At 69.7% G+C, this 22,694-nt stretch carries 18 protein-coding genes; 9 read left to right on the top strand and 9 right to left on the bottom strand.

Going from position 1 to position 22,694, the window contains the following annotated elements:
• Window positions 1-14 precede the first annotated feature (14 nt).
• Both AMK34_RS40805 and AMK34_RS40800 read left to right on the top strand, forming a co-directional pair.
• Window positions 15-650, top strand: a complete 636-nt coding sequence (locus tag AMK34_RS40805) for an SRPBCC domain-containing protein (protein WP_073849113.1) — start codon at window positions 15-17, stop codon at window positions 648-650.
• Window positions 651-677: 27 nt separating this feature from the next.
• The gene (locus tag AMK34_RS40800) at window positions 678-1,736 is read left to right on the top strand and encodes an NAD(P)-binding domain-containing protein (RefSeq protein ID WP_073849112.1); all 1,059 of its coding nucleotides are present in this window, start codon (window positions 678-680) and stop codon (window positions 1,734-1,736) included.
• Here the strand turns inward: AMK34_RS40800 and AMK34_RS40795 are convergent.
• Window positions 1,705-2,571 carry an alpha/beta hydrolase gene (locus AMK34_RS40795; protein ID WP_073849111.1) on the bottom strand — a complete coding sequence of 289 codons (867 nt, stop codon included), beginning with the start codon at window positions 2,569-2,571 and terminating at the stop codon, window positions 1,705-1,707. The genes AMK34_RS40800 and AMK34_RS40795 overlap by 32 nt on opposite strands.
• A gap of 161 nt (window positions 2,572-2,732) precedes the next feature.
• On the opposite strand from AMK34_RS40795, the gene AMK34_RS40790 reads away from it, so the two are divergent.
• The 4 genes from AMK34_RS40790 to AMK34_RS40775 all read left to right on the top strand — a co-directional run bounded on the left by AMK34_RS40790 (window position 2,733) and on the right by AMK34_RS40775 (window position 8,856).
• The gene (locus AMK34_RS40790) at window positions 2,733-6,515 is read left to right on the top strand and encodes a non-ribosomal peptide synthetase family protein (RefSeq protein WP_073849110.1); all 3,783 of its coding nucleotides are present in this window, start codon (window positions 2,733-2,735) and stop codon (window positions 6,513-6,515) included.
• 12 nt (window positions 6,516-6,527) lie between these two features.
• Window positions 6,528-7,274, top strand: coding sequence for a maleate cis-trans isomerase family protein (locus AMK34_RS40785; RefSeq protein ID WP_073849109.1), 747 nt, complete (start codon window positions 6,528-6,530; stop codon window positions 7,272-7,274).
• A 44-nt stretch (window positions 7,275-7,318) separates the two neighbouring features.
• Window positions 7,319-7,891: a TetR/AcrR family transcriptional regulator gene (locus AMK34_RS40780; RefSeq protein WP_073849108.1), complete on the top strand. Its 573-nt coding sequence runs from the start codon at window positions 7,319-7,321 to the stop codon at window positions 7,889-7,891.
• A 98-nt stretch (window positions 7,892-7,989) separates the two neighbouring features.
• Window positions 7,990-8,856, top strand: a complete 867-nt coding sequence (locus tag AMK34_RS40775) for an NAD(P)-dependent oxidoreductase (RefSeq protein ID WP_073849107.1) — start codon at window positions 7,990-7,992, stop codon at window positions 8,854-8,856.
• Between the two features lie 4 nt (window positions 8,857-8,860).
• Here the strand turns inward: AMK34_RS40775 and iolD are convergent, their stop codons facing one another.
• The 7 genes from iolD to AMK34_RS40740 are packed head-to-tail and all read right to left on the bottom strand — an operon-like array spanning window position 8,861 to window position 16,241.
• The gene (gene iolD / locus AMK34_RS40770) at window positions 8,861-10,705 is read right to left on the bottom strand and encodes a 3D-(3,5/4)-trihydroxycyclohexane-1,2-dione acylhydrolase (decyclizing) (protein ID WP_073849106.1); all 1,845 of its coding nucleotides are present in this window, start codon (window positions 10,703-10,705) and stop codon (window positions 8,861-8,863) included.
• On the bottom strand, window positions 10,702-11,592 hold the full coding sequence (iolB, locus tag AMK34_RS40765) for a 5-deoxy-glucuronate isomerase (protein ID WP_073849105.1): 891 nt from the start codon (window positions 11,590-11,592) through the stop codon (window positions 10,702-10,704). The genes iolD and iolB overlap by 4 nt, the downstream gene beginning before the upstream one ends.
• On the bottom strand, window positions 11,589-12,521 hold the full coding sequence (gene iolC, locus AMK34_RS40760) for a 5-dehydro-2-deoxygluconokinase (RefSeq protein WP_073849104.1): 933 nt from the start codon (window positions 12,519-12,521) through the stop codon (window positions 11,589-11,591). The genes iolB and iolC overlap by 4 nt, the downstream gene beginning before the upstream one ends.
• Window positions 12,518-13,303, bottom strand: a complete 786-nt coding sequence (locus tag AMK34_RS40755) for an ATP-binding cassette domain-containing protein (RefSeq protein WP_073849103.1) — start codon at window positions 13,301-13,303, stop codon at window positions 12,518-12,520. Before AMK34_RS40755 ends, iolC begins: the two co-directional genes overlap by 4 nt.
• Complete coding sequence (locus AMK34_RS40750) at window positions 13,300-14,334, bottom strand: ABC transporter permease (RefSeq protein WP_038509740.1); 1,035 nt, start codon at window positions 14,332-14,334, stop codon at window positions 13,300-13,302. Before AMK34_RS40750 ends, AMK34_RS40755 begins: the two co-directional genes overlap by 4 nt.
• The gene (locus AMK34_RS40745; RefSeq protein WP_073849102.1) at window positions 14,331-15,317 is read right to left on the bottom strand and encodes a sugar ABC transporter substrate-binding protein; all 987 of its coding nucleotides are present in this window, start codon (window positions 15,315-15,317) and stop codon (window positions 14,331-14,333) included. The genes AMK34_RS40750 and AMK34_RS40745 overlap by 4 nt, the downstream gene beginning before the upstream one ends.
• Window positions 15,318-15,341: 24 nt before the next feature.
• Complete coding sequence (locus AMK34_RS40740; RefSeq protein ID WP_073849101.1) at window positions 15,342-16,241, bottom strand: sugar phosphate isomerase/epimerase family protein; 900 nt, start codon at window positions 16,239-16,241, stop codon at window positions 15,342-15,344.
• Window positions 16,242-16,343: 102 nt separating this feature from the next.
• Here AMK34_RS40740 and AMK34_RS40735 point away from each other — a divergent pair, with 102 nt between their 5' ends.
• The 3 genes from AMK34_RS40735 to AMK34_RS40725 all read left to right on the top strand — a co-directional run bounded on the left by AMK34_RS40735 (window position 16,344) and on the right by AMK34_RS40725 (window position 19,511).
• On the top strand, window positions 16,344-17,348 hold the full coding sequence (locus AMK34_RS40735; RefSeq protein ID WP_038509744.1) for a LacI family DNA-binding transcriptional regulator: 1,005 nt from the start codon (window positions 16,344-16,346) through the stop codon (window positions 17,346-17,348).
• Window positions 17,349-17,352: 4 nt separating this feature from the next.
• A complete protein-coding gene (locus tag AMK34_RS40730) occupies window positions 17,353-18,354 on the top strand; it encodes a Gfo/Idh/MocA family protein (protein WP_037342227.1) in 1,002 nt (333 codons plus the stop codon).
• A gap of 686 nt (window positions 18,355-19,040) precedes the next feature.
• Window positions 19,041-19,511 (top strand): hypothetical protein, encoded by a 471-nt coding sequence (locus AMK34_RS40725; RefSeq protein ID WP_083650151.1) that lies wholly within the window; start codon window positions 19,041-19,043, stop codon window positions 19,509-19,511.
• Here AMK34_RS40725 and AMK34_RS40720 read toward each other — a convergent pair.
• Window positions 19,508-22,486 (bottom strand): AfsR/SARP family transcriptional regulator, encoded by a 2,979-nt coding sequence (locus tag AMK34_RS40720; RefSeq protein ID WP_073849099.1) that lies wholly within the window; start codon window positions 22,484-22,486, stop codon window positions 19,508-19,510. The genes AMK34_RS40725 and AMK34_RS40720 overlap by 4 nt on opposite strands.
• Between the last annotated feature and the right edge of the window lie 208 nt (window positions 22,487-22,694).

The following is a 22,694-nucleotide window of genomic DNA, read 5'->3' as shown; positions in this document are numbered from 1 at the left end:
AGGGAGGTCGGCCCGTGCGGCTCGACCACGAATTCACCGTTCCCGCCCCGGTCGGCGAGGTCTGGAAGGCCGTCGTCGACCCGGAACGGGTGGCGCCATGCATGCCGGGCGCCACCGTCACCGAGGTCGACGGGGACGCCTTCAAAGGCACGGTGAAGGTCAAGCTCGGGCCGATCTCCCTGCTCTACAAGGGAACCGGCCATTTCGTCGAGAAGGACGCCGACGCGAAGAAAGTGGTGATCAAGGCCGCGGGCAAAGACGCCCGAGGGGCGGGCACGGCGTCGGCGACCGTGACGCTCACCCTGACCGAGAAGGACGGCGTCACGCACGGCGCCGTCGCCACGGAGCTGGCCGTCACCGGCAAGCCGGCGCAGTTCGGGCGAGGGATGATCTCCGAGGTCGGCGGCAAGATCCTCGACTCGTTCGCGGAGTGCCTGTCCGGCAAACTCGCCACCACGCCCGAGCCCGAGAAGACCGAGGACCGCCCGCCGTTGAAAGCGGTGAAGCCGGTGTCGGAGGGCGAAGCCATCGATCTGATGGAGTACGCGGGCGAATCCGTGGTCAAACGGGTTGCTCCGGTGCTGGTGGCCGTCGCCGGAGTGCTGCTGATCGTCGCCATCGTCAGGGCTGTGACGCAGCGGACGAAATAGTCGGGGGCCGCCACCGTTGAACCGGGTATGAAGGCGGATCACGAAGTCGACGTGGCGGTGATCGGGGCGGGCCAGGCCGGTCTGTCGGCGGCGTATCACCTGCGCCGCGCGGGATTCGCCAACGAGGCGGGTTTCGTCGTGCTCGACCACGGCAAACGGCCCGGTGGCGCGTGGCAGTACCGGTGGCCTTCGCTGATCGTCGAGAAGGTCCACGGCATCTACGACCTCCCCGGGATGGCCTTCGGCACCCCGGACCCGAAACTGCCCGCCGCCGACGTCGTTTCCGAGTATTTCGGCCGCTTTGAGCGCACGTACGACCTCCCTGTCCATCGTCCGGTCGATGTCCTGTCGGTGAGCGCGGGGGAAGATCGGCTGATGGTGGCGAGCGCGACGGAAACGTGGGCCGCGCGGGCGGTGATCAGCGCGACCGGCACCTGGGACCGGCCGTTCTGGCCGCACTATCCCGGGCAGGAGACCTTCCGGGGCCGCCAGCTGCACACCGCCGACTACACCGGCGTCGAGGCTTTCCGCGGGAAGCGGGTCGTCGTGGTCGGCGGTGGTTCGTCGGCCGTCCAGCTGCTGCTGGAGATCGCGCCGTTCGCGCGGTCGACGCGCTGGGTGACCCGGCGCCCGCCGGTGTGGCGTGAAGAGCCGTTCAGCGAGGACTGGGGCCGTGAGGCCGTCGCGAAGGTCGACAGGCGCGTCCGCGAGGGCCTGCCGCCGGAAAGCGTCGTCAGCGTGACCGATTTGGCCGTGACCCCCGAAGTGCGCGCGGGGCTGGACGCGGGCGTCCTCGACCGGCGCCCGATGTTCCACCGGATCACGCCGGACGGTGTGGAGTGGGCGGACGGCACCTTCGAACCCGCCGACGTCATCCTGTGGGCCACCGGGTTCCGTGCCGCGATCGACCATCTGGCGCCGCTGCACCTGCGCGCCACCGGGGGCGGGATCCGGATGGACGGCACCCGCGTCGTCGCCGAACCGCGGCTGCACCTGGTCGGCTACGGCCCGTCCGCCAGCACCGTCGGCGCGAACCGGGCGGGTCGCGCGGCCGTCACCGAGATCCGGCGCCTGCTCGGACGCTGAGCCGGTCGAGGATCGCGGCCAGATCGGCGGGCCGCCGGAAGAAACCGGCGTGGCTGCTCGCGAGATCGTGGACGTCGAACGGGTTGTCCGGAGTGAGCGCGTCGGCCTCGGCGATGTAGCGGTCCTGCACGGCGAGCGGCATCGACCGGTCGCCGGTCAGCCTCACGAACGAATGCGGGATCCGGCCCCAGGAATCCTTGTCGGCGCGGTGGTCCCACTCCTGACCGGTCAGCCAGGAGACCTCGTCGGGCTGGCTCGTGACGACGACCTGGAGGAACTGCTCCTCGGTGAGTTCGGCGGCGATGGCCTTCCGCAGCGCCTCGCGTTGTGCGCGGTCGGCGCCACGCCAGTTGAGCCGGACGAATCCCTGGCGCGCCGGATCACCGACGAAAAGGGGCGCCATCGCGGAGAAGAAGTCGCCGGAAGCCCATTCGGGCGACATCGCGTACTCGCCGGGGTGGCGGTCCACCGGGCACTGCGCGGCGACGTAGACGACCCGGTCGATCAGCTCGGGGATCGCGTTGGCGGCGGCGGTCACCGGGAGCCCGCCGAAACTGTGCGCGACGAGGACGACGGGGCCGTGGTGGCGCACCCGCTGGACCGCCTCGACGACCGGCCGGACGAAGTCGGCCGCGGTCACGTCGCTCATCACCGACGGCTCGGCCGCGAAGGTTTCGAGGTCCTGTTCGTGATAGGCCCTGGTGAATCCCGCGCCCCTGCCGGGGAGATCGACCGCGAGCGTCCGATGCCCGCGCAGCGCCATTTCCCGCTGAGTGGCCGTCCAGGCGTGTGCCGAACTTCCCGAACCGTGCACGAAGACGAAAGTGGGAATCATGCGTTCGATTGTGGCGGAATCGAACGCCCGAAACCGGCGGTCGCCCCAAAGGGTGGCAAAGAAGGGACGGCCGGGCGTTCTCGTTCATCGGCCGGTATCTCGCGAAGAGCGCATCACTCCTTTGGCAGTGGAAACGAAAACCACGGAATTCGCACTGGGGGATGACCATGCCACCGATCGACCACCTCGCACCGCCGCATCGCGTCCGTTCCGGCACCTGCCTCACGGATCTGCTCGGGTATTGGTCGGAGACAAGGCCGGAGGCGGTGGCCGTCGTCGACGGCGACCGGGAAATGACCTTCCGCGGACTGGAAGAAGCGAGCGCGGGACTCGCCGCGTATCTCGCCGAGCTGGGAATCGGGGTGGACGACACCGTCGGCCTGCACGTCGAGCCCTCCGCGGACCTGATGATCGGCGCGTGGGGAATTCTCGCCTCCGGCGCGGCTTATCTGCCGCTGTCCCCGGAATATCCGGAAGACCGGCTGCGGTACATGCTCGAAGACAGCGGGACCGGCGTCGTCGTCACGCAGCCCCATCTCGCCGGGCGCCTGGCCGGGCTGGTGCCCGCCGGGACCCGGATCGTCTCGGTGACCGACTCCCGAGCGACCGGCGTACCGCGCGGCCCCCGGCCGGAGTCGCTCGCGTACGTCATCTACACCTCCGGCAGCACCGGGAAACCGAAGGGCGTGATGATCGAGCACCACAGTGTCGTGTCGCAGCTGCGCTGGCTGCGGGCCTGCGGTCACCTGGACGTGGACGTCACGGTGCTGCAGAAGACACCGATGAGCTTCGACGCCGCGCAATGGGAGATCCTCGCGCCCGCCGCCGGCGCCCGCGTGGTGATGAGCGCGCCGGGGAGTTTCCGGGATCCCGAAGCCCTGATCGACACGGTGGTGAAGCACGGCGTCACGACCTTGCAGTGTGTTCCGACGCTGCTGCAGGCGTTGCTCGACACCGAACGTCTCGCGACCTGCACCACGCTGCGGAAACTGTTCTCCGGAGGCGAGGCGCTTTCGCGGCGGCTGGCGAAGGACCTCGCCGGTGAGCTGCCGTCGGCACGGCTGATCAACCTCTACGGGCCGACCGAATGCACGATCAACGCGACCGCCCACGTCGTCGACCCGGACACGATCGACGAGAGCGCCGGAACGGTCCCGATCGGCGTGCCGGTCGACGACACCGAATGCTTCGTGCTCGACAACGCCCTCTCGCCGGTCGACATCGGGGAGACGGGCGAGCTGTACATCGGCGGCGTGCAGCTCGCGCGGGGCTACCTGAACCGGCCGGAGCAGACGGCCGAGAAGTTCGTGCCGAATCCGTTCGTGCCGACCGGACGGCTGTACCGCACCGGTGACCTCGTCCAGTGGAACCCCGACGGCACCCTCCAGTTCGTCGGCCGTGCCGACAACCAGGTCAAGCTGCGCGGCTACCGGGTCGAGCTGGACGAGATCGCGGTGGCGATCGAGGAGCACACGTGGGTGCGCCGGGCCGCGGCGGTGGTGACCGACGACGCGCGGACCGGCTCGAAGGCGCTCGTCGCCTGTGTGGAGCTGAATCCGCGCGAAGCCGCGGTGATGGATCAGGGCAACCACGGCGGGCACCACCAGTCGAAGGCCAGCAAGCTGCAGGTCAAGGCGCAGCTGTCGAATCCCGGTGTTCGCGACGTCGCGGGCTTCCTCGCCGTCGCGTTGCCGGGCAAGCGGGAGACCGGTCTTCAGCGGCGGGAAGTCTTCGCCCGCAAGACGTATCGCTATTACGAGGGCGGCGCGGTCACCCGCGACGACCTCGCCGCGCTCCTGGCACCGGAGCCGGTTCGCACATATTCACGCGAACCCGGCGAGCTCGCGTTCGCCGAACTGGGTGAGCTGCTCCGGTGGTTCGGCCGGTTCCACAGCGACGAGCGGCTGCTGCCGAAGTACGCGTACGCCTCACCGGGCGCGCTGTACGCGACGCAGCTCTACCTGGAGACCAGCGGTCTCGACGGTCTCGGCGCCGGGCTGTACTACCACCACCCCATCGACCACACGCTGGTCCGGATCGGCGAGAGCACGGGTACCGGGCACTCGGTGCACTTCATCGGGCGTAACGGCGCCATCGAGCCGGTTTACAAGAACAACATCCGCGAGGTCCTCGAGTTCGAGACCGGACATATGGTCGGGGTGTTCGAGGAGATCCTGCCCGGATACGGCCTCGCGATCAGTCCGGCGGCGTCCGATCCCACGGTCGCCGCGCGGGCCGGTGCCGCCGCCGAAGACCACTACCTCGGCACGTTCTCCTTGCACGCCAACGATGGCGAGCGTCGGCGGGACGACGTCGAGCTGTTCGTCCAAGCGCATCCGGACCGCGTCGAGGGCCTGCCCGCCGGCACCTACCGCTGGCGCGGCGGGGACTTCGAACGGATCTCCGGCAAGCTCATCGAGGCCAAGCACGTGATCGCGATCAACCAGCAGGTGTACGGACGCGCGGCCTTCGGCATCACCGCGGTGAGCCGCACCGCCGACGAGCGGCTGGCGTACATCGGTCTCGGCGCGAAGCTGCATCATTTGCAGCGCAACGGTTCGGGGTTCGGTTTCATGTCGTCGGGCTACAGCTCGAAGAGCGGCCACCCGCTGCCCGCCGCCCGGCGGATCGACGACATCCTCGCCGGGCAGGGGATCGCCCCGGGGCCGTCGTACTTCTTCGTCGGTGGCAAGGTGAGCCCGGAGCAGGCACTCAGCGAGGGTATGCGCGAAGACGCCGTGCACATGAAGGGCCCGGCGGAGATCATCCGCGACGAACTCGCCACCACCCTGCCCGACTACATGATCCCGAACCGGGTGCTGGTGCTGGACGCGTTGCCGTTGACCGCCAACGGAAAGGTCGACGCGCACGCGCTGACGGAGACCGACGCCGTCCGTTCCGCGAGCACGGGCGCGCCCTATGTCGCTCCCTCGACGAGCCACGAACGGTGGCTGGCCGGAGTGTGGGGCAAGGCGCTGAACTACGACGACGTCTCCGCGCGCGACGATTTCTTCGCCGCGGGAGGCAACTCGCTGACCGCGGTCTCCCTGGTGAACCGGATCAATCGCGAGTTCGGCACCCGGTTGCCATTGCAGGTGGTCTTCGAATGCCCGAAGCTGGCCGACCTGGCCGCCCGCATCGGCGAGGACTCCACCGGGCCGTCCTCACGGTTGGTTCCCTTGGCGACCGGCGGTGGTCGCCCGGTGTTCTGCTGGCCCGGTCTCGGCGGCTATCCCATGAACCTGCGGTCGCTGGCTGCGGAAAGCGGTCTGGGGCGGCCCTTCTACGGCGTGCAGGCCCACGGGATCAACGCGGGCGAGACACCGTACGCCACGGTCGAGGAGATGGCGAAGGCCGACGTCGCCGAGATCCGGCGCGTCCAGCCGGAGGGGCCGTACACGCTGTGGGGCTACTCGTTCGGCGCGCGGGTGGCCTTCGAAACGGCGTGGCAGCTGGAACAGCAGGGGCAACGGGTGACCGATCTGCTGCTGATCTGCCCGGGCAATCCCGAGGTCGGCGGCGAGCGGGTGGCGAGCTACGCGAACCCGGCGTACCTGACGATCCTGCTGTCGGTCTTCGTCGGCTCGATCTCCGGGCCGGAAACGGTGGCCTGCCGGGAAACCGTCCGCGACGAAGACGGCTTCGTGGCCTTCGTGGCGAAGCTGCTTCCCGCACTTGACGAGCAGCTGATCCGGCGGATCGTCCGGATCGTCGAGGAGACCTACGAGTTCGACTACACCTTCCGTGAACTCGCGCGGCGGCGGATCGCGGCCCGGGTGACGCTGTTCAAGGCCGACGGCGACGACTACTCGTTCGTCGAGAACAGCTCCGGGTACTCGGCCACGCCACCGGCGGTGGTGACGCTCGAAGGCGATCACTACAGCGTCCTCAAGGAGAACGGGGTCGCCGAACTGGTTTCGGCGATCCGTGCCCGGCTGAGCTAAGGAGAAGCGCCAGTGCCCGACTCCCTCGGTCCCCGCCTCAAGGTCGGCGTCGTCGTCCCGTCCACCAACACCTCGGCGCAGCCGGAACTGGACGCGCTGCGCCCCGACGGCGTCACCAACCACACCGGCCGGATGGTGATCGACGACGACCCGATGGTCGACGAACCCGGGTTCGAGCACGTCATGCACGGGATCCGACGGTCGACGCGGCCGGCGATCCGCGGTGTCGTCGGCTGCGACCCCGACTGCGTGATCATCGGGGTCTCCCCGGAAAGCCATTGGGAGGGAACGAAGGCGCACGGCCGCGTGCTCGACGCGATGCGGGAGGCCGCGGGCGGGCGGCCGGTGACGATGAGCCCGGACGCGATCGACGCCGCGCTCGCGGCGCACGGCGTCCGCCGGATCGCGGTCATCACGCCGTACCTGCCGGTCGGCGACGATCCGGTGCGCCGCTTCTTCGGCGACAACGGCTACGAACTGTTGCGTGTCCACGGTCTCGGCATGCCCAGCCCGGCCAAGATCGCACACATCTCCGAGACCGCGCTCCGCGACGCGGTCAAGGAGGTCGACGACGCCGACGTCGAGGCCATCGTCCAGGTCGGTACCAACGTCGCCATGGCGCGGCTCGCGGCGGCCGCCGAGTTCTGGCTCGGCAAACCGGTGCTCTCGAACAACGTCGTCCTGTACTGGCACGCCCTGCGGCAGAACGGTGTCGCCGATCGCGTGCGCGGCTTCGGCTCCCTGCTGGCGGAGCACTGACCGGTATTTGACTGATCGTTACAGAACGTGGGATGCTGGGCGGTATGCCGCGCCCCAAGGGTTTCGATCCCACCGAGGTGCTCGACGCCGCGGTCGGCACGTTCTGGCGCAAGGGATACGCCGCCACGTCGGCCCAGGACCTGGTCGACGGCACCGGGCTCGGGCGGGGCAGCCTGTACAACACGTTTTCGGGCAAGCAACAGCTGTTCAGCCAGGCGCTTCGGCGCTACGAGGAGACGTCCGCCACCCGGGTCGAGGAGATGCTGGCCGCGCCGGGGACCATCCGGGCGCGGATCAGACGTGTCCTGATGGACGTCGTCGATGACGAGCTGGACCCGTCCGACGCGCATCGCGGCTGCCTGGCGGTCAACGCCGCCCTCGAACTCGGCGGCATCGACGACGAGGTCACCGCCCGGGTCCGCCACAACTTCGAGCGGGTGGAGAACGCGTTCCACGCCGAGTTCGCCGCCGCGCGGGAGCAGGGTGAGATCGGCGGCGATCCGCGGGCGTTGGCACGGTTCACCCTCGCCGCGATGTACGGCCTGCGGGTTCTCGGCAAGACCGCGGACCGGCAGGCGCTCATCCAAGTAGTCGAAACCACCATCCAGGCGTTGTGATGTTCCAGGTTTCGTGACAGAACCCCGCCCTCGCGCGGATTTCTTTTGGTCTCGTTCTTTAACGAGCATTCCACTATCGGCAAGGAGCAGGCAAACTCATGACGGAGACCGTCGCGGTGCTCGGCACCGGAATCATCGGCGCCCCGGTCGCGCGCAACCTGAGCAAGGCCGGGTTCGCGGTCCGGGCCTGGAACCGCACCGCGGCCAAGGCGGAAGCCCTCTCCGAGCATGGTGTCGAGGTCGCCGGGAACGCCGCGGAAGCCGTCGAAGGCGCGCGTGTCGTGATCACGGTCCTCACGGACGGCCAGGCGGTGCTGGAGTCGATTCGTGCGGCCGCCCCCGCCGCGGGCACGATCTGGGTGCAGCTCAGCACCGTCGGCGACGCCGTCGAGGAGCTGGCCGCATACGCCGACGAGCAGGGGCTCGTCTTCGTCGACGCGCCGGTGCAGGGCACCCGCCAGCCCGCCGAACAGGGCCAGTTGATCGTGCTGGCGGCGGGCGCGGCCGACGTCCGCGAGACGGTCCAGCCGCTGTTCGACGCGATCGGCAAGCGCACGCTGTGGGTCGGCGAAGACGGCCGCACCGGCGCGGCGAGCAGGCTCAAACTCGTGCTGAACACCTGGGTGATCGCGCTGACCCACGGCGTCGGCGAGGCGCTGGCGCTGGCCGAAGGGCTCGGCGTCGACCCGCGGCACTTCGTCGACGTCGTCACCGGCGGCCCGATGGACAACGGCTACTTCCAGGCCAAATCCGCCGCGATCCTCAACGACGACTACACCACCGCCTTCTCGGTCGACAACGCCGAGAAGGACGCCCGGCTCGTGCTGGCCGCCGCGGCCCGCGCGGGGGTCCGGATGGACGCCGTCGAAGCCGGGCGAGCCCGTTTCGCGCGCGCGTCCGAGGCCGGACACGGCGACGCGGACATGGCGGCCGGCTACTTCGCCAGCTTCACCGACCGCATTTAGTCCTCTAAATGCGGTCGGACAGGTACCGCACCTGGGCTGCCTTGCCGCGCTCGATTCCTTCCCTTCCCGAGAGGTGTTCCGGAACGCCGACTTCCCACCAGGCACCGGCCTCGGTCCACGAGTCCGGCCGGGTCCGCACTACGACCACCGCCGGTCGCTTTCCGGCCACCGCGGCTTCCCGTGCCTTCGCGTAGGACGCGCGCACGTCGTCCACAGTGGACGCCGGGAACACCGTGCACCCCAGCGACTCCGCGTGCCGCGCGAAGTCGACCCGAGGGGGAGTGGCATGCGCGCTCCGGCAGTCTCCGAGGAGGTTGTTGAACGGCTTGCCGCCCTGTCCCTCCTGCAGCCGCGCGATGACCGCGTAACCGTCGTTGTCGCAGACCACCGCCACGAAAGGATGCCCGGCGAAGGCGGCCGAGAACAGTTCCGAGTTCAGCATCAGGTACGAACCGTCGCCGAGCATCGTGGTGACCAGGCCCTCGGTATGCGCCATCGCCGCACCCCAGGCGCCCGCGAGCTCGTAACCCATACACGAGAACCCGTACTCGACGTCCATGCTGATCGAGCCCGATCCGCGCCAGCCGCCGATGAGCTCGCCCGGCATCCCGCCGGAAGCGGTCATCACGTAGTCGTGCGGTTCGGAGAGATCGTTGACCGCGCCGACGACCTGGGCATACGTCGGCACCTCGCCGGAAACGGCGCGCAGGGTGTCGATATGCGTGTCCCAGCGGCCTCGCTCCGCCGCGGCCCGCTCTGTCCACAGTGGATCGACTCGCCAGTTTTCGAGCTGGGCCGACAGATCCACGAGACCCGCGTCGGCGTCACCCACGACGGCCAGCGCGCCGTGCTTGACGGCGTCGAACCGGGCGGCGTTCAAGGTGATCAGCCGGACATCCGGGGAGAACACCGTCCAGGACGCCGTGGTGAAGTCCTGCAACCGTGTGCCGACGGCCAGCACGACGTCGGCCTCGGCGGCCAGCACGTTCGCCGAGGTCGAGCCCGTGACGCCGAGCGGACCGGCGTGCAGGGGATGGCCGTGCGGCACGAGCGTGCGTCCCGCCGTGGTTTCGGTGACCGGGATGCCGTGCCGCCCGGCGAAGGCCAGCGCACGCTCACCCGCGCCGGAATACCGGACACCGCCGCCGAGTACCAGCAACGGTTTCCGGGCGGCCCGCAACACGCCCGCCGCTTCGGTGAGTGCCCGGCGATCGGGCCGCGGCCGCTGCGGGCGATGGGTCACCGGCGCGAACAACGCTTCCGGGAAGTCGTAGGTCTCGGCCTGGACGTCCTGGGGGAGCGCCAGCGTCACCGGCCCCGCGTCCGCCGGATCGGTCAGCACCCTGGCGACCTGCGGCAGCGTCGAAAGCAGCTGCTCCGGCCGGGTGATCCGGTCGAAGTACCGGCTCACCGCGCGGAAGGCGTCGTTGACCGTGGCCGTCGGATCACCGAAATGCTCCACCTGCTGGAGTACGGGATCGGGGGCGCGGCTGGTGAAGGTGTCGCCGGGGAGCAGCAGGACCGGCAGCCGGTTCGCGTGCGCGACCCCGGCCGCGGTGACCATGTTCAGCGCGCCGGGCCCGATCGACGACGTCACCACGCCCACCTGGCGCCGATGCGTCGCCTTGGCGTAGCCGACCGCCGCGAGCGCCATGCCCTGCTCGGTCTGTCCGCGCCACAGGGGAAGCTCGTCGCGATACTCCTCCAGCGCGGTGCCGAGGCCGAGGACGTTGCCGTGCCCGAAGATCGCGAAGACCCCGGGGAACAACGGGACTTCCCGCCCGTCCAGGGTTTCCGACCGCTGCGCGAGCAGCCAGCGCACCAGGGCCTGTGCCGTGGTCAGCTTCATGAGACCCGTCCTTCATGGCTCGTGACCGGGCAGCGCGGGTCGAGCTCCTGGTCGTCCCAGGTGTCGCGGACCCAGCCGTGCGCGGGGTCGTCGCAGAACGCCATCGACCGCTCGTCGGCGGGCCCGGCCAGGACGTTCAGGTAGTACATCGGGTAGCCCGGCGCGGCGACGCAAGGACCGTGATAGCCGCGCGGGATCAGGAAGACGTCCCCGTCCCGGACCGCGACGTCCTCGTCCAGCTCACCGTCGGCGGTGTACGTCCGGTGCAGGCCGAACCCTTCGCGGGAAGGGGTCACCCCGTCGCGGCCGGCGATGCGGAAGTAGTAGATCTCCTCGTTGACCACCTCGCATTCGGACACCTCGTCGTGTTTGTGCGGCGGGTACGACGACCAGTTGCCGCCCGGGGTGATCAGCTCGCACGCGTTCAGCTTGTCCGCGTGGTCCCAGACGCCGGGTACGCCGAAGTTGGTGACCTGCCTGGTCGCCTGGCCCGCCCCGCGCGCCTCCACCGGTACGTCTTCGGCCGGTCCGTAGCGCGCTTCGAGACGGCGGCCGCAGCGGGCCATCGGCAGCGCGACCTCGATCCCCGCCGTTGTCGACAACTCGACTTCGGCGTCGCGCGGAACATAGGCGAAATCCGTGACGCGGGTGAACACCGAATCCCGCCCCGCCAGCTCGAAGACCTGCCCGTCGACCCGGACCGTGCACGATCCCGCCAGCGGCAGGACGAACGCTTCGTATTCGCCGGTGCGCACCACCCTGGTTTCCCCGGCTGTCAGCGAGAGAACCCGCAGACCGCTGTAGGTCCAGCCCGCCGAGTCCGGGGTGAGCCGGACCGGATCCCGCTCGTCCGAAAGCGTCCCGAGTGGACGGTGCAGCTTGCTCACAGCAACTCCTCGATCTCGTCGGCGGTGGGCATGGCGTCGGCGCAGGCGAGCCGGGAGGCGACGAGCGCGCCCGCCGCGTTGGCGTAGGTGGCGATGCGCACCGGATCCCAGCCGGAGAGCAGGCCGTGGATCAGAGCCCCGCCGAAACCGTCCCCGGCGCCGAGCCCGCAGACGACCTCGACCCGCTGGGGCGGCACCGTCCAACGGCCCTCGGCGGTCGCCACCAGGACACCCTCCGCGCCCTTCTTGATCACCGCCAGTTCGACACCCCTGGCCAGCATCCGGGACGCGGCCTCGTCGGGATCCGCCGTGCCGACGGCGACGTCCGCCTCGGCGCGGTTGCCGACCGCGACCGTGACGTGGTCGAGCATCCAGCCGATCTCCGCGCGTGCCGTCGCGGTGTCCGGCCAGAACATCGGCCGGAAGTCGAGGTCCAGCACGGTATGCGACCGGCGGCCGCGCCGTTCGAGCATCCGGCGCTGGGTGGAGCGCGCCGGTTCGACCGAGACACCGGTCCCGGTGACCCACAGCAGGGGAACGGATTCCACGACGTCCCAGGGCACATCGTGTTCGCCGATGGTCAGATCCGGGGCGATCGGCGACCGGTAGAACAGCAGCGGCGGATCCGCGGGCGGGTCCAGCGAGCAGAACACCACCGGCGTCTGCAACCCTTCCGACGTCCCGACGTGCTCGGGGGAGACGCCGAACTCCCGCAGTGCCTGCCGCACGTACTCGCCGAAGCCGTCCGGGCCGACCTTCGTCAGCACCGACGTCGAGCGACCGAGCCGCGCGGCGGCGACCGCGACGTTGGTCGCGGTGCCGCCGAGCGATTTGGCGAAGGTGCTGACCCCGGCCAGCGGCACGCCGCTCTGCTCGGGGTAGAGGTCCACCCCGACCCGGCCGACGGTCAGTGCTTCGAGAACGGTCATGAAGGGGACTCCGCGGCTCGCAATTCGTGTTCGAGGGCTTCCAGTTCCGCGCCGCCCGCCATCTGCCTGGTCAGCTCGGCCAGGTCGATCTCGGACTTCTCGTAGGCACCGAGTGAAACGCCCCGTTTGAGCAGTAGGAAGCGATCGGCCACCGGATACGCGTGATGCGGGTTGTGCGTGATCAGCACGACGCCGAGACCGCGGTCACGGGCCTGCGCGACGTACTTGAGCACGACCCCCGCCTGTTTGACGCCCAGTGCGGCCGTCGGCTCGTCGAGGATCAGCACCTTCGCACCGAAGTACACGGCCCGCGCGATGGCGACGCACTGCCGCTCGCCACCGGAGAGCGTGCCGACCGGCTGCTCGACGTCGCGCAGGTCGATGCCCATGTCGGACAACGCCTTCTTGGTCGTCTCGCGGCCCTTCTTCCGGTCCAGCGCGCGGAACGGGCCGAAACCCACCGTCGGCTCGGAGCCGAGGAAGAAGTTCCGCCACACGCTCATCAGCGGGACGACCGCGAGATCCTGGTACACCGTCGCGATCCCGCGATCGAGCGCTTCACGCGGCGAGGCGAATTTGACCGGCTCGCCCTCGACCAGGAACTCGCCCCTGTCGTGCTGATGGACTCCGGCCAGGATCTTGATCAGCGTGGATTTCCCGGCGCCGTTGTCGCCGAGCACGCAGGTGACCTCGCCCGCGTTGACCACGGTGGAGACCTCGCGCAGCGCGATCACGCTGCCGTAGGTCTTGCCGACGTCCTTCACCTCGAGGAGACGACTCATCGCCGGACCCTTTCCGCTCGCCGCCGGAAGGCGTTGTTGACCAGGACCGCGGACAGCAGCATCACCCCGAGGAACAGCATGAACCAGTCGCTGTCCCAGCGGGCGAACACGATTCCCTGCCGCGCCATACCGAAGATCAGCGCGCCGATCGCGGCGCCGATCGCCGAACCGAACCCGCCGGTCAGCAGGCAGCCGCCGATCACGGCCGCGATGATGTACTGGAACTCCAGCCCGATGCCCTGGTTCGCCTGGACACTCGCGAACCGCAGGATGTTGATCGAGCCGACCAGCCACGCGGCGAGCGCGGTGGTCATGAACAGCATGATCTTGGTGCGCACCACCGGTACGCCGACCGCGCGCGAACTCTGCGCGGAGCCGCCGACGGCGAAGATCCAGTTGCCGAAGCGGGTCCTCACCAGCAGCCAGGCCGCCAGTACGGCGAACCCGATCCACCAGAGGATCGAGATCTGGAACGCCGTGCCCCCGATGTCCACAGTGGACGCGAAGACGAAACCGGCGGACTCGTAACCGTCGGTCGAACGCATCCCGGACACCTGGACGGTGCCGGTGACCAGCCTGGTGACGCCGAGGTTGAGACCTTGCAAGGCAAGAAAGGTGCCCAGGGTGACGATGAAACTGGGCAACCCGGTGCGCATCACCAGCCAGCCGTTGAACGCGCCGACCGCGAGGGCGAAGACCAGCGAAGCGAACAGTGCGAGCCAGACGTTCCAGCCCGCCTGCGTCGCCAACGTCGCGGTGACGAGCGCGGTGGACGCCGTCATGACCCCGGCGGAGAGGTCGAACTCGCCACCGATCATCAGCAGGGACACCGCGACCGCCATGATGCCGAGCGTCGAGGCGTCGTCCAGCCAGGTCGCCACGCCGCTGCCGCTGAAGAACTGGTCGGTGACGACTGTGAAGAACAGGAAGACGACGACGGCGCCGAGCAGTGCGCCGATCTCGGGCCGGACGACCAGCCGGTCCATCAGCCGCGGTTTCGCGATCCGTTCGTCGAGGGTGGTGGTTGTCATCGCGTGCCCCTTTGCACGTACTGGCCGACGGTGTCCACAGTGGATTTGTCGACCAGGTCGGGCCCGGTGAGCACCGGCTTCCCGCCGCCGACGACGTTCGCGTTGTCCCGGTAGAGCTTGAGGAACTGCACCGGCAGATAGCCCTGTTCGTACTGCTGCTGATCGACCGCGAAGACGACGTCGCCCGCCTTGATCGCGCCGACCACGTCGGTGTTGAGGTCGAACGTGCCGACCTGGGCCTTCGAACCGACCGCCTTGATCGCGCTCACCGCACGGGCGGCGACCTGCGAGTTCAGCGTCAGGACGGCGTCGAGGGAGGAGTCGGTCTGCACCGCGCCCCTGATCCGGGATTCGGCGTCGGTGGGGTTGCTGATGTCCACCTGCAGGGTCTGCACGTCGCCCGCGAAACCGGTCTTGGCGCCGTCGCAACGTTGCGCCTGCCCGACGTTGCCCGCTTCGTGGACCACGCAAAGCAGCTTCTTCTTGCCGAGCTCCCGGAACTTCTTCCCGGCCTCCTCGCCCGCGATGGTCTCGTTCTGCCCGACATGGGTGAGCGCGCCGTACGCCGCGCTCTTGTCCTCACCGGAGTTGATGGTGATGACCGGGATCCCGGCGCGGACCGCGTTCTCGATCGAGGTCTTGAGCGCCTCCGGATTCGCCATCGACACCACCAGCCCGCCGACCCGCTGGGCGACCGCGTTGTCGATCAGCTTGGCCTGGTTGCCGGGGTCTCCGTCCGAGTTGTACTCGACTTGGACGTCGAGCTGCCTGCCCGCCTCTTCGGCGCCGTTCTTGACCACGTTCCAGAACGCGTCACCGGCCGTGCCGTGCGAGATGACCGCCACCCGCAGCGGCCCGCTGGGCTGGGTCGTCGCCGGGCCCGCGCCGGCGGCGGGTTTCTCCTCGGCCTTCGGTCCGGTGCACGCGGACAGGAGCAGCAGCCCCGCCACGACCACCAGAATCCCTTTCAAGCGATGGGACATCGTCGTCTCTCCTCGCTTCTTCCGTTACCTGGCAGCCGGGAGCCGGCTGACGATTCCATCGAGATGCGCCAGGCTCCTGGCGACGTCCCGCTTCGGCAGACCCTCCGGGCTCCCCTCGCTCAGCGCGGTGTCCTGTTCGAGCACATACCACCCGTCGTAGCCCGCCTCGTGGACGGACCTGACCATCGTTTCGATGTCGACGTCCCCGTCGCCCAAGGGGACATACAGACCTTTGCCCACCGCTTCGGCGTAGGGAAGCCTTCCGGCGCGGACGTCTTCGGCGAGTTCGCCGCGCACGTCCTTGAGATGCAGGTGCCCGACCCGCCCGGGATGGCGTTTCGCCAGCGCGACCGGATCGGTCCCGCCGATCAGGAGGTGCCCGGTGTCCAGGCACAGCGGGAGATCGGAGTCGGCGAGGAAACGCTCGACCTCCCGCTCGGTCTCCACATGCGTCCCCACATGCGGGTGCAGCACGGTGCGGAGGCCGTGCCGCGCGGCGATTTCCTTGATCTCGCCCGAGGTTTCGACGAGGGTCGCCCATTCGGCGTCGCTCAGCTCCGGCCGATCGTCGTAACCGTCGAGCCCGGTCGCGGCGGCGAGCACGAGCATGCCGCCACCGCAGGCGGCGAACAACGCGGCGGATTCTTCGGCCTCCGCCAGCGCGGCTTCGCGATTCTCGTGCAGGACGACGGCGAGGAAGCCGCCGACCAGTTCGAGCCGGTGGCCGTTCAGCCGTTCGCGCAGCTCGGCCGGGTCTCGCGGCAGGTATCCGGGCGGGCCGAGTTCGGTGGCGCGCACTCCCAGCTCCGCCATTTCGCCCAGTACGGTCCCCGCGTCGAGCACACGGCCCCATCCGGGGACTTCGCAGACGCCCCAAGAGATCGGGGCGGCGGCGACGCGGATCCGGGGTGTCGTGACGGTCATCGGCGGCCTCCGGGGGATCGGGGTTAGAGCGCTCTATTGATTAGAGCGCTCTAATCATGTAGCGTCCGTCACAGTAAAGTCAAGGGCAGGGGGACGAGGGAAATGGCGCGACCGACGATGGAGGATGTCGCCGCGAAAGCGGGGGTGTCCCGTGCGCTCGTGTCGCTGGTGATGCGGAACGCGCCGAACGTTTCGGACGAGCGGCGCACGCGCGTGCTGTGTGCGGCGCACGAACTGGGTTACGAGCCGCACGCGATGGCCAGGTCGCTGGCGAGCCGGACGTCGACCGTCCTCGGTGTGATGGTCTCCGATCTCCGCAACGCGTTCTTCGCCGACGTCGTCGAGGGGCTCGACGCGGCGGCCGAAGCGGCCGGGTTCCATCTGATCCTCAACACCGGCGGCCGGAGTCCCGCCCGGGAGCGTGCGGCGCTGAAGAGCCTGCTTTCCTTCCGGCCTGCCGGGGTGATCCTGCTGTCGCCGGTGGTCCCCGCGTCGGCGATCGAGGAGGCGGCCGCGCAAAGTCCCGTCGTCCTGGTGTCGCGGACATCGCGCGCGGCGGGCGTGGACACGGTGAACGACGACGGAGAGGCCGGCTCCGCCCTCGCCGTCGATCACCTGGTTTCCTTGGGACATAAGAGGATCGCCCATCTGGACGGTGGGCTCGCCGCCGGCGCGGCGGCCCGGCGCCGGGGATACCTGCAGGCCATGCGCCGGCATCGGCTGCATCCGGTCATCGTGCACAGCGAGCACACCGACACCGCGGGGGAGAAGGCCGTGCACGAGCTGCTCAGCGATCCTCCGGAAGGCGGAATGCCGACAGCGCTGGTGGCGGGCAACGACTTCAACGCCGTCGGCGCGATCTCCGCGTTGGAAGAAGTGGGCCTGCGTGTGCCGGAAGACGTTTCCGTGGTCGGCTACGACAACACCTCGCTCGCCGCGTTGCGCCATCTTTCACTGACCACCGTGGACCAGCCGCGTACGGAGATGGGCAGGCTGGCCGTCGAAGCACTGCTCGAACGGATCCGGGGTGAACGCGCCGAACCGGTCCGTCATCTGCTGCACCCGTCGCTGGTGGTCCGATCGACCACCGCCGCTCCAGAAAGGTAACCACATGAGGTTGGGACTCGCCGGCACCGGCCGGATCGGCACTTCGCACGCCGAGACCTTGAAGAGCTTCGACGAGGTTTCGTCCGTGGTCGTCGCCGACGTCGACGCCGCCCGCGCCCAGGCCGCCGCGGCGAAACTCGGCGTCGAAGCGGCGGCGGACATCCCTTCGCTGTTCGCGTCCTCTTTGGACGGTCTGGTGATCGCCGCGGCGACGGACGCGCATCCGGAGCTGATCCTCAAGGCCGTTGACGCGGGGATCCCCGTGTTCTGCGAGAAACCGGTCGCCGCCGACATCCCGGGAACACTCGCGGTGATCGACAAGATCTCCGGGGCCGACGTCCCGGTGCAGATCGGTTTCCAGCGCCGGTTCGACGCGGGCTACGCGGCCGCACGCGCGGCGGTGGCTTCGGGCGACCTCGGCTGGCTGCACACCTTGCGCGCGACCACGCTCGACCCAGCACCACCTCCCGCCGAGTACGTCGCGCACTCCGGCGGCCTGTTCCGCGACTGCGGCGTGCACGACTTCGACGTCGTCCGCTTCGTGAGCGGCCGCGAGGTCGTCGAGGTCTACGCCGTGGGGACGAACAAGGGCGAGCGCTTCTTCGTCGACGCAGGTGACGTCGACACCGCGGCCGCGACCCTGACGCTGGACGACGGAACGCTCGCGGTGGTTTCGCTGACGCGCTACAACGGCGCGGGCTACGACGTCCGGCTGGAAGTGCTCGGCTCGGCGGGCAACGTCGTCGTGGGCCTGGACGACCGAGCGCCGCTGACCTCGGTCGAACCCGGTGTCCAGCCGTTGCCCGGCCCGGCGTACCCCGGGTTCATGGAACGCTTCCGCCCCGCGTACGTCAGCGAGTTGAAGACGTTCCTCGACGTCGCCGCCGGTCGCGCGCCGAGCCCGTGCGGTGCGGCTGACGCGTTGGAGGCGTTCTACATCGCCGAAGCGTGCGAGGTCTCGCGCCGCGAACGCCGCCCGGTGCGGGTGGAGGAGGTCCGCGTCTGAGGCACGGTCGCCGCCGCGAGTCGTCCGCCCAGACACGCGTGTCGTCCCTCCCGTCACGTGTGTCGTCCATCCAGTCGCGCGAAACCGCCGATTGCGTAGTCCCTCCAACGGCCCGGAAGGCCCCCTTCGTTGCGCCTAGCGCCAGGGTCCCGGCAAAGTCGAATAAGCGCCGGTCAAGCGGCGGCCAGGGGGCTCGTCACGCTGATCCCCACATCGCTCGACCGTCCACAGGGGACACTGCCAAGGCGGTCATGCCCGGTTTGGGCGTTTTCCGGGGTGGTCGTGAGTGTTTTTGGTCGTTCTAACGACAATCGCCACTCACGACCCCACTCGGAAACCGTACAAATAAGAATCAAACGGACATTTACCCGACTGTCGGCGTCCTTTGTGGACGGAAACAGGGTGAACCTCCTGTCATCCGCGGTTCGCCGAGAGTGGAACTGGCCGGCACTTATGCGACTTTCCCGGGACCCTGGAGTCCGGCGCAGTGAAGGCCCCCTTCATGTACTTGGCAATGTATGAAGATCCCTTCCGAACCCGCGACAGCTTCCTGCCATCGGCCACCGCCGAAGCGCCCCGATCGCTAGGGTGGTCGCGAACGACAGGGACCGAACGCGCGAGGAGAGCGAGAGCGGATGCAGCCGAATCCACCGGGGCCCGGCTTTCCTCAGTACGGTCGGCCGCCGATGGCCGCCGGACCGATTCCGGCGGCGCGGCCCAAGCCGCGGGCCAACGCCCCGGCGGCGGTGATCGCCGGTGTCCTGGCGTTGCTCGCCGCCGCCATGCTCGTCTGGTTCGCGCTCTACAACGTCTTCGTCGCCACGGAGGCGAACGGCGGCTTGTCGGGTATCACGGTGCAGAACATGGTCAGCGGCGCCCTGTCCGCTGTCGTGCTGGTGGTCGCGGCGGGATTCACGTTCGCTCGCAGGATTCCCGGCGTGTGGACGCTGTTCGGGTTTTGCGTGTTCTACGTGGTGGCCGTGTTCGTGGGGATGCCGCTCGTCTGGGGCACGCCCTTGAGCAGCCAGGTCAAGTGGCTCTTCAGCTTCGACGACAGCGACAGCACCGCGATGGCGCTGATGATCGTCTTCAGTGTCCTCGCGGCGGTCGCGGCGGCGATCGCCGGCAGTGTGAAGTCGTCCGGGACGAAGAGCTAAAGCTCGTCCAGGATCAGCTTCGCGCGTTCTTCGACGAGCCGGTAACCGGAGCGCGCGGCGAGTTCGAGGGCCAGCTCACCGTGTGTCCGGGCTTCCGTGAGCTTCCCCAGTTTCAGCAGGGTTTCCGCGAGCCCGGTCCGCGCGGCGGCCTCACACCAGAAGAAGCTGGTCGTCCGCGCGATGGACAAAGCGAGCCGGTAGTGCTCGGCGGCCTCCTCGGGCTGGCCGAGCCGCAGGCAGACCTCGCCGAGCCCGACGAGCGTCCAGGCCTCGGTGCCCCGGTCGCCGATCTTGCGGGTGAGTTCGACGGCTTCGAGCGCGTCCGTGCGGTTCTGCTCGCTCGGGTCGCGCCTGCTTTCGAGGACGGCCCTGCCGGACAGCGCGGTCGCCTCGCCGTAGGTGTAGCCCAGTTCGCGGTTGGCCGCGAGCGCGCGGGTGTAGAAGTCGTAGGCGTCGTCGGGAAGGCCGAGGTCGCGGTGGACGTTGCCGAGGTCGACCAGTAGCACAGCGACGCTGAACCGTGCGCCGTCCCGTTCGGAGACCGCCAGCGCGCGTGTGAAGTTGGCGAGCGCCTCGTCGAGCTGACCCGTCTGCCAGTACGGGAAACCGAGGTTCGCCAGCGCCATCGAGACGGCGGGCATGTTCAGTTCTTCGCACAGCCGCAGGGATTCCAGCCCACAGCGGATGGCCTCCTGCGGGTCGCCGAGCCGCTGGTGCACCGCGCTCAGGTTGTTGAGCACGGCCGCGCGGCCGGCGTCCCAGCCGTCGAGGAGGTCGCCGCGCAGAGCGCTGGTGAGGTGCTCGCGCGCTTCGTCGTAGCGGCCGCTGTTGACGCAGGCGAGCGCGATGCTCAGGTGCATCGCGGCTTGTGCCTGCCCGGCTTCGCTGCGGCGGGCGGCCTTGAGCGCCGTCGAGGCCGTGTCGATCCATTCCGCGTGATGACCGCGCTGGTGGAAGAAGGCGCGGAGCGCGTCGGCGAGATGCCACGAGAACTCGGCCGGGCCGTGTTCGGCGCTGTGCTCGACGGCGGCGGCGAGGTTCGGCCACTCGGCGTCGAGCCACGCCAGCGCCTCGTCGGTGTCGGCGAAGGGCGCGTCCGCCGGTTCTTCACGCGGCAGGCGCAGGAAATGCGGGATGAGGGCGCGGCCCGCGGCGTCGGCCGTGGTCAGGTAGCTCTCGAAGAGCCGCCTCTCCGCGGCCTCCCGTTCGGCCTTCGTGTCCTCCGACAGCGTGCGGCCCGCCGCGAAACTGCGGAGAAGATCGTGGAACCGGTAGCGACCCGGCGTGTAGCGCTCGACCAGGTGCGCGGCCGCCAGCGCCTTGAGCTGCTGGTTCGCCTTCGAATGCGGAACGCCGGTCAGCGCCTGGGCGGCGGGGGCGGTGAACGTCTGTCCAGGGACGAGCGCGAGACGGCGGAACAGCTCGCGATGCTCCTCGGGAAGCGCCCGGTAGGAGACGCCGAATGCCGTGGTCACGGCACTTTCCTCGGCGCCGTCGACGGTCAGTTCCGCCAGCGGATCGCCGCTGGCCAGTTCGCGGGCGAGTTCGGCGATCTCGGGCTCGCCGCTCGCGCCGAGGTTGGCCGCCGCGATCCGAAGGGCGAGTGGGAGATGCCCGCACAGCCGGGCCAGTTCCGCGGCCGCGCCTTCCTCGGCGGCGACGGTTTCGCTGCCGAGCACGGCTTCCAGCAGATGCCGCGCGTCCTCGGCGGGCAGCACGGACAGCGGGAGCGCTCTGGCGCCGGTGCGGGCGATGAGGTCGCCGAGCCGTTGCCGGCTGGTGACCAGGACGGTGCCCGACGGCGGCAGCAGCGGCAGCACCTGTCCGCTGTCGCGCACGTTGTCCAGCACCAGGAGCACCCGCCGGTCGGCGAGGAGGGAGCGGAGCAACGCGGCCCGCGTGTCGATGTCCGGCGGGATCGCCTTGGGCGCGGTGCCGAGCGCCTGCAGGAGCTGGGTGAGCGCGACGGCCGGAGTGAGCGGTTCGTGGTCGGGATCGAAACCGCGCAGGTCGAGATAGAGCTGGCCGTCGGGGAAAGCGTCGCGGACGTGGTGGGCCCACCGGATCGCGAGCGCGGTCTTGCCGACCCCGGCGGTCCCGCTGATGACCCAGATGTCGGTGCCCTCGCCCGCGTGCCGGGTCGCCTCGTCGAGCCGCTCCAGTTCGGTCGCGCGCCCGGCGAACCCGCGGACGTCGTGCGGCAGCTGGGCGGGGCGGACCGGCTCGGGCCTGGTCGCCGGTTCCAGCGCGGGATCGGCGCCGAGGATGGCGGTTTCCAGTCGCCGCAGCTCCGGGGACGGGTCGAGCCCCAGCTCGGAGCCGAGCCGGTCCCGCAAGGCGCGGAAGGCTTCGAGGGCGTCGTCGGTGCGGCCTTCGCGGTGCAGCGCGAGCATGAGCTGCCCGACGAACCGCTGCCGCAGGGGATGCGCGGCCACCAGTTCGGTCAGCTCGGCGAGGACCTGCCTGCCGCGCCCGAGCCGCAGCTGCGCCTCGGCCCGATCCTCCAGCGCCGTCCAGCGTGCCTCGTGCACGCCACCGCGGAGCCGTTGGGCGACCTCGCCGCTCACCACGTCGGACAACGCGTCGCCGCGCCACAGGCCGAGGGCCTCGTCCAGGAGTTCCACGGCCGTCTCGTCGTCGGCGTCGCGGGCTTGCGCCGTCAGCTCGGTGAAGCGGTGCAGGTCGACCTGGCGCGCGTCGACCTTGAGCAGGTACCGGGTCCCCTCGGAGACGATCTCCGGCCCGCCCGCGCCGCGGAACACCGCACGCAGCCTCGACACCAGTGCTTGCACGGTGTTCCGCGCACTGGCGGGCGGTTCTTCGGGCCAGAGCAGGTCGATGATCCGGTCGCGTGGCACCGGCTTGCCCGCCTCCAGCAGCAGGACCGCCAGCACGAGCCGTTGTTTGGGCGAGCCGAGATCGACCGGAACGCCACCGGCCCACGCCTCGACGGCGCCGAGGACGCGGAACTCCACCCGGCCACCTCCGCTCACCCTCGTCAGAGCCTGCAAGCGTAGTGCAAGCGCCCTGCATCCGGACGGCGTGATCCTTGCCAGGTGTCCACCGAGGACCCGTCGCCGGAACCGTGCCCAACCAACCAGACGGGCAGGACCCCCCATTCGGTTCCGGTACGACGGTGGGCACCTTCAACTTGCACAGGCACCGCCATCTGACGGCGGTGGG

This window comes from Amycolatopsis sp. CB00013, from assembly GCF_001905755.1.
Lineage (GTDB): Bacteria > Actinomycetota > Actinomycetes > Mycobacteriales > Pseudonocardiaceae > Amycolatopsis > Amycolatopsis japonica.
Note: the sequence above shows the minus strand (reverse complement) of the source record. Positions and strands in the feature narration are given on the sequence as shown.